Origin of the sequence: Dolichospermum sp. UHCC 0260 (genome assembly GCF_009711985.1) — a bacterium.
Taxonomy (GTDB): domain Bacteria; phylum Cyanobacteriota; class Cyanobacteriia; order Cyanobacteriales; family Nostocaceae; genus Dolichospermum; species Dolichospermum lemmermannii.
In genome coordinates this window covers 1-5,872 of record NZ_VIKZ01000094.1, presented here as the reverse complement: position 1 = coordinate 5,872, position 5,872 = coordinate 1, and the positions used below count along the sequence as shown (strand labels likewise).

At 40.4% G+C, this 5,872-nt stretch carries 6 protein-coding genes and 1 pseudogene; 5 read left to right on the top strand and 2 right to left on the bottom strand.

Features of this window, described 5'->3' with window-relative positions; translation table 11 throughout:
- From FJR08_RS22220 to FJR08_RS22210, 3 genes and pseudogenes are all read left to right on the top strand, one after another.
- Positions 1 to 355: pseudogene (locus FJR08_RS22220) on the top strand (hypothetical protein); the annotation flags it as partial.
- 135 nt (positions 356 to 490) lie between these two features.
- Complete coding sequence (locus tag FJR08_RS22215; protein ID WP_168634610.1) at positions 491 to 2,845, top strand: arylsulfatase; 2,355 nt, start codon at positions 491 to 493, stop codon at positions 2,843 to 2,845.
- 292 nt (positions 2,846 to 3,137) lie between these two features.
- Positions 3,138 to 3,437, top strand: a complete 300-nt coding sequence (locus FJR08_RS22210; protein ID WP_168634609.1) for an AbrB/MazE/SpoVT family DNA-binding domain-containing protein — start codon at positions 3,138 to 3,140, stop codon at positions 3,435 to 3,437.
- A gap of 16 nt (positions 3,438 to 3,453) precedes the next feature.
- Here the strand turns inward: FJR08_RS22210 and FJR08_RS22205 are convergent, their stop codons facing one another.
- Positions 3,454 to 4,884: a hypothetical protein gene (locus FJR08_RS22205; protein WP_168634608.1), complete on the bottom strand. Its 1,431-nt coding sequence runs from the start codon at positions 4,882 to 4,884 to the stop codon at positions 3,454 to 3,456.
- 179 nt (positions 4,885 to 5,063) lie between these two features.
- Between FJR08_RS22205 and FJR08_RS22200 the strand changes: the two genes are divergently transcribed.
- Positions 5,064 to 5,291, top strand: a complete 228-nt coding sequence (locus FJR08_RS22200; protein ID WP_168634607.1) for an addiction module protein — start codon at positions 5,064 to 5,066, stop codon at positions 5,289 to 5,291.
- The gene (locus FJR08_RS22195) at positions 5,288 to 5,587 is read left to right on the top strand and encodes a type II toxin-antitoxin system RelE/ParE family toxin (protein ID WP_168634606.1); all 300 of its coding nucleotides are present in this window, start codon (positions 5,288 to 5,290) and stop codon (positions 5,585 to 5,587) included. The genes FJR08_RS22200 and FJR08_RS22195 overlap by 4 nt, the downstream gene beginning before the upstream one ends.
- A 73-nt stretch (positions 5,588 to 5,660) precedes the next feature.
- Here FJR08_RS22195 and FJR08_RS22190 read toward each other — a convergent pair whose 3' ends face one another.
- Positions 5,661 to 5,807 carry a type II toxin-antitoxin system HicB family antitoxin gene (locus FJR08_RS22190; protein ID WP_174783212.1) on the bottom strand — a complete coding sequence of 49 codons (147 nt, stop codon included), beginning with the start codon at positions 5,805 to 5,807 and terminating at the stop codon, positions 5,661 to 5,663.
- Positions 5,808 to 5,872: the final 65 nt, after the last annotated feature.

The following is a 5,872-nucleotide window of genomic DNA, read 5'->3' as shown; positions in this document are numbered from 1 at the left end:
GGAAGGGGTATGGAGTTGGGGTGAATCAAGGAGATGGGAAGAAGAAGAATATTTGAACACTATACAACCTCATTTTCAGGCTTTAGATAATAATTCATGGCAAGAGGTTGAAACACAAACATATAACGGTGCATCAAATCAAAGAAAAAATCTCAATAAGTACCAACATCTAAATTCTATCTGTGAAGAAGCTCAACAACGTTGGCAAGATATTGAAATAACCTCACAATTTGAAGTCCTGTTTAGATTACGATTGGGTACAAGCAGAAGAATTTGGGGAGTTAGAGTTCAACATCACTTTTTCATAGTTTGGTACGAGAGACATCATAAAATATGTCCTATTGAGCGTGATTAGTGCGATTGCAAATCTCGCAAAATACTTTCATGAATAGCTTTAGAGAGTGGAGTATCAAGAATTAACCCCTCCTAAAGAGGATATAGAATTTCGGGCTTTTTGTTAACAATTAAATATTCTCAAGAGTTTAGATTTATGTCTCTGCGTGAATACAAACCCGGAACTACCTTTCCTGGAGTCATCGGCCGCACAGTTGATAAATCCAGTCCAGCTTGGCCAGAACCATTGCGGGCAAAAGAAGGTACACCCAACGTCCTATTTATCGTCTTCGATGATACAGGTTTTGGACAATTTGGAAATTACGGAAGTCCCATCAAAACCCCCAACCTAGACACACTAGCCGCCAATGGTTTACGCTACAACAACTTACACACAACGGCACTGTGTTCTCCCACCCGTTCTTGTTTGCTAACTGGGCGCAATCACCATTCTAACGCCATGTCCTGCATTACAGAAGGGTCTACGGGTTATCCCGGAGGTAATGGGAATATTCCCTTTGAAAATGGGTTTCTCTCAGAGATATTACTCCAGAAGGGTTATAACACCTATGCGTTAGGAAAATGGCATTTAACCCCCTCAGATCAACTTTCAGCCGCAGGACCCTATGATCGCTGGCCTCTCGGTCGCGGTTTTGAGCGTTTTTATGGCTTTTTAGGCGGAGAAACCCACCAGTATTATCCAGACTTGGTTTATGATAACCACACCGTTAAGCCAGAAAAGACCCCCGCAGAAGGCTACCATTTCACGGAAGATTTAGCAGACAAAGCCATTAGCTTTATCGCTGATGCCAAGCAGGTTGCCCCAAATAAGCCCTTTTTCATGTATTTTTGTCCGGGAGCAATGCACGCCCCCCATCATGTCCCCAAAGAATGGGCTGATGCCTACGCTGGACAATTTGATGATGGCTGGGAAGCTTACAGGGAAAAGGTTTTTGCTCGTCAGCAGGAAATGGGGATTGTTCCCGCAAATGCCGAACTTTCTCGCCATGATCCCGATGTCCCGCACTGGGATACTCTCTCAGCCGCAGAAAAACGGCTTTATGCCCGGATGATGGAAGTATATGCTGGTTTTTTAACCCATACTGACTATCATATCGGTCGTTTACTCGATTTTCTTAAATCTATCGGTGAGTTCGAGAATACCGTCATTATGGTGATTTCAGACAATGGTGCAAGTTCCGAAGGGGGACCAACCGGTTCAGTAAATGAAAACCTCTTTTTTAACAATGTGCCAGAATCCCTAGAGGAAAATCTCAAAGCATTGGATAAATTAGGCAGTGCCGAAACTTTTAACCATTATGCTTGGGGCTGGACTTGGGCAGGGAATACACCTTTCCGGCGGTGGAAACGGGAAACCTATCGAGGGGGAATCAGCGACCCTTTAATTGTGCATTGGAGTCAGGGTATTGAGGCTAAAGGGGAAATTCGGACTCAGTACGCTCATGCTATTGACCTTGTACCGACGGTGCTAGAATTACTGGAAATTGCACCACCGACAACGATTAAGGGTGTGACTCAATCTCCCATTGAAGGTGTCAGTTTTGCCCATACTTTTAATCATAGTACCGCACCTACTAAGCATATTACCCAGTATTTCGAGATGATGGGACATCGTTCTCTTTACTATGATGGTTGGCGGGCGGTTTGTCCTTGGCCGGGGCCTTCATTTACAGAAGCAGGGCAATTTTTTGGGGAGGCAATTTCGGCGGAAACTCTGACGGATTTGGATACCCACCATTGGGAACTGTATCATGTCGCCTCAGATTTTGCGGAAAATCACAATATTGCGGCTGATAATCGTCCTAAGTTGATTGAGATGATTGCCACTTGGTATATTGAGGCTGGCAAGTATAATGTGTTGCCTGTGGATGGACGTGGCGTGCAACGATTCGCGGAAGAGCGCCCGCAAATTGCTGTCAATCGTAGCCGCTATGTTTACTATCCTGATACTCAAGCGATTCCCGCCGGTAGTGCGGTGAGGGTGTTAAATCGTCCCCACAGTATTACCGCTGATGTGGAGATTCCCCCAGGTGGCGCAGAAGGGATATTACTGGCTCATGGGGGTAATGATAGTGGCTATTCTTTCTATGTCCAAAGTGGTAAACTGCACTGGGTTCATAATTATGTCGGGCGATCGCTCTATCATGTTGAATCTGGGTCATCTGTGCCAGCAGGTCGTCATCAGTTGCGCTTTGAGTTTAAAGTCACGGGACAACCAGATTTAGCCAAGGGAAAAGGAACGCCAGGACGCGGCCAATTGTATATTGATGAGAAATTGGTCGGGCAGATTGATGTGCCTGTAACTACTCCTTTAGCATTAGGTTTGACCAGTGGTGTCACCTGTGGAATTGCCCCTGGTGCGCCTGTTACACCGGATTATGAACCGCCTTTTAAGTTTACGGGTAAGATTTATAGTGTGATGGTGGATGTTAGTGGTGATTTGATTCAAGATCGGGAAGCTGAAATGCGGACTATTATGGCGCGACAGTAGGGATTAAATACTTTGCAGGGTGGGTTATCTGACCCACCATTGATCAAGTTATTCATGTTTATCTAAAATACTAAATATTGTTTCGCGCAAAGTCGCTAAGGAGCAAAGACGCAAAGAAGAAAAGAAGGTTTTAGTCAATATCTCCTAAGTTACGAAACTTTGGTTTTATTTTCGGTTTTAATGATATTGAATTTTTAGCGATTACAAGGTATTCCGGTACAGCAACATTTACAATAGATTTAGAGACGTTTGGTGAAAATGTCCCTACAAAAACCCATACAAACGACTAAGTATGACTTATATATCAGAAAATATGGAAATTAAGGCTTTCCCTATTCGCATAGAAAATGAGGGAAAAATTACTATTCCAGAAGATTTAAAGGTGCATCTTAGCTTAGTTACAGGTGATACGTTGACATTATTACAAATTGGTGATGTTGTTTTACTTACTCCCAAACAACCGCAAGTTCCACAAATTGCCGACAAAATTACAGCAATGATGGAAGATGCAGGTTTAGAACTAGGTGATTTACTCCAGGGTTTGGCAGCGGAAAGAGTAGCAATTTGGCAAGAGAAAGATAATGCTTATTGAGAAAGTAAACTATGAGCTACCTTATGTTACTTGCCGAGGGAAATATTCTTCCATCAACAACAAAAATTTCTGGTACTCTCTTACCAATAGCTACTTCATCTTCCCTGAACTTGATTAACTCTTCTAAAGCCTTACTAGAATCAGTTGTTTTGATAATCAAAAAAATACTGTACTCTGTTCGTTCAGCAGCATTGTATATAGGAAGTTGTTTCTCGTAGCCTGACTTGATGTTATTTGAAGTGTACTTAACCTCAACATTAACTCGCGCATTGTATCCGCTAGAAATCTTAAAATCAACAGGTCCTCGCCCAGCATTAGGTTCTCGGTTCAAATCTAGATTATGAGCCTTGCAGTAAGCGTCAGCTATTCCAAAGAAAAGCAGTTGTGCAAAACGTTCATTTCTTAGTTTTTTTGAGTTTCCTTCCCAGAAATGTACTGATAGTCCGTTAGCCTCAACTAAGACTTTAAAATGGTTGCATATTTTGAGAACTATCTGAAGAATATTCTCAGGAGTTGCTTTATCTACATCTAGTAATAAGGGGTAAAGGCTAACATACTCTTTTACAATATCGTACCAAATAAGCTGTCCTGATGGATCTTGGTCAAAATCGTATTTTTCTACTGTATTTTTCTTGTATTGTTCAATTAATTCTCGCAGAATTTCCGGGTTACGGAGAAGTATATCTCTCAGTTCACGTTTTGTTATTTTTCGTTTTTTTCCTTGAGCATCTTGCCATGAATCTCCAATTATTTCATTCACCCGATTACGTAAATCTTCATTATGAGAACAAACCCGATCAATATCTTCCGGTCCCGTCGCCACAGGAAGATCACTGAGAATCTCATTAGGTATAAACACTGTTGGACGATTACTACTTGGGATTGCTGGAAGCAAAAACTCTCTGCCGCAAACTTTTTCCTTGCAGATGTTTAGATTCAGATTCTTTGCAACTCGCTCTGAATAGGCTAGTAAGCCTGGAAGGATAATGTTAATTACCATATCACTGACTCGATCTGCACCAATCTTTTCTCCAATAAGCCCAACTAGCTCAAAAATAACAGGATCAGATATACCTACTTTTATAATTTCCCAAGCTGTATTTGTTAGTTTTAAGGCTATTGTTTCTCCAATTCCATTACCTGGATTTTCTCCTGTAGAATATCCCAAGGATACGACAAACGGTAATTCTGGAAATATCAGTTTTTTGTAAGCAGCTTGAAAAAATATATCTTTAGAAGTTTTTGCCTTCTCTAAAAGATAAACGATTTCTGAAAAATATTCTTTGAAGTGTAGGTATGAGTTCTCAAGTTCTGGAATCTTTGTATTTTGGAGAAGGTGCGGATCAACATAAAACACTGAATCGAGGTCTATAAATCCATTAAATACACCCTCTTTTATTAAATCGTCCTCAGAAACTCCAAAAATCTCATTTATTTTTTTAGGCATAAAACTGCTGTCAATACTACCTCTAACTATTATACAGGTTTTTTACGTATATTACCTAATTCTTTACCTAATTACAGGCTTTTTAGTGTATTTCTCACTAATAGCCAGAAATTTTCCGACAACTTTCAAACCCCCCAATGTTATAAAATAGATGAAATCTCACCCCCAACTCTTTAATTATGAGTCTCCATCCCCTTTTAAAATTTGACATTTCTGAAATCAGCATTGCAGAACGTATCCAACTTGCTGAAGATTTATGGGACAGCATCTTAGAACAGCAAGAAGAACTTCCTTTGAGTCAAGCACAACAACAAGAATTAGAGCGACGGTTAGAAAATTACGAAAAAAACCCTACAACCGGTTCTAGTTGGGAAGACGTTAAGAAACGGTTAGGATTTTCCCAATGAACTATAACCTGATTATTCAGCCAGAAGCAGAATACGATATCCAAAATGCTTTTGAGTGGTACGAATCCCAAAATCCGGGTTTGGGTTCGGAATTTGTTCGTGCTGTTGATGCTTGTCTGTCTGGAATTGGAAGACAACCCCTTGCTTACCAAGTTACCTACAAACAGGTAAGAAGAGTATTAATCCGCCGATTTCCTTATGTAATTCTCTACATTTTTGACCAAGATACTGTTTTTGTATTTGCTTGTTTCCATGCAAAACGTGATCCAAAACAGTGGTTAGATAGAATTGAATAAAATTTCTCTTTGTTCCTAGCGCGTCAAGCTTTAGATTAAGGCACAAAATATAGAAAAATTTTAATATCATCTTCTAATCAAGTTCTAATGAATCAACATCAACGAGTAAGCAACCTTCAACGGCTTCATATAAATTTTGTAGTAATTCTTCAAAAGTATCTCCCTGGGTAGCACAACCGGGAATAGCAGCAGGGGAAACGCATCTAATTTTTTTTGACAAAATGTCACTTATATGTATTTCACAACTTCGATAGAGACGTTTCATGAAACGTCTCTACATTATAA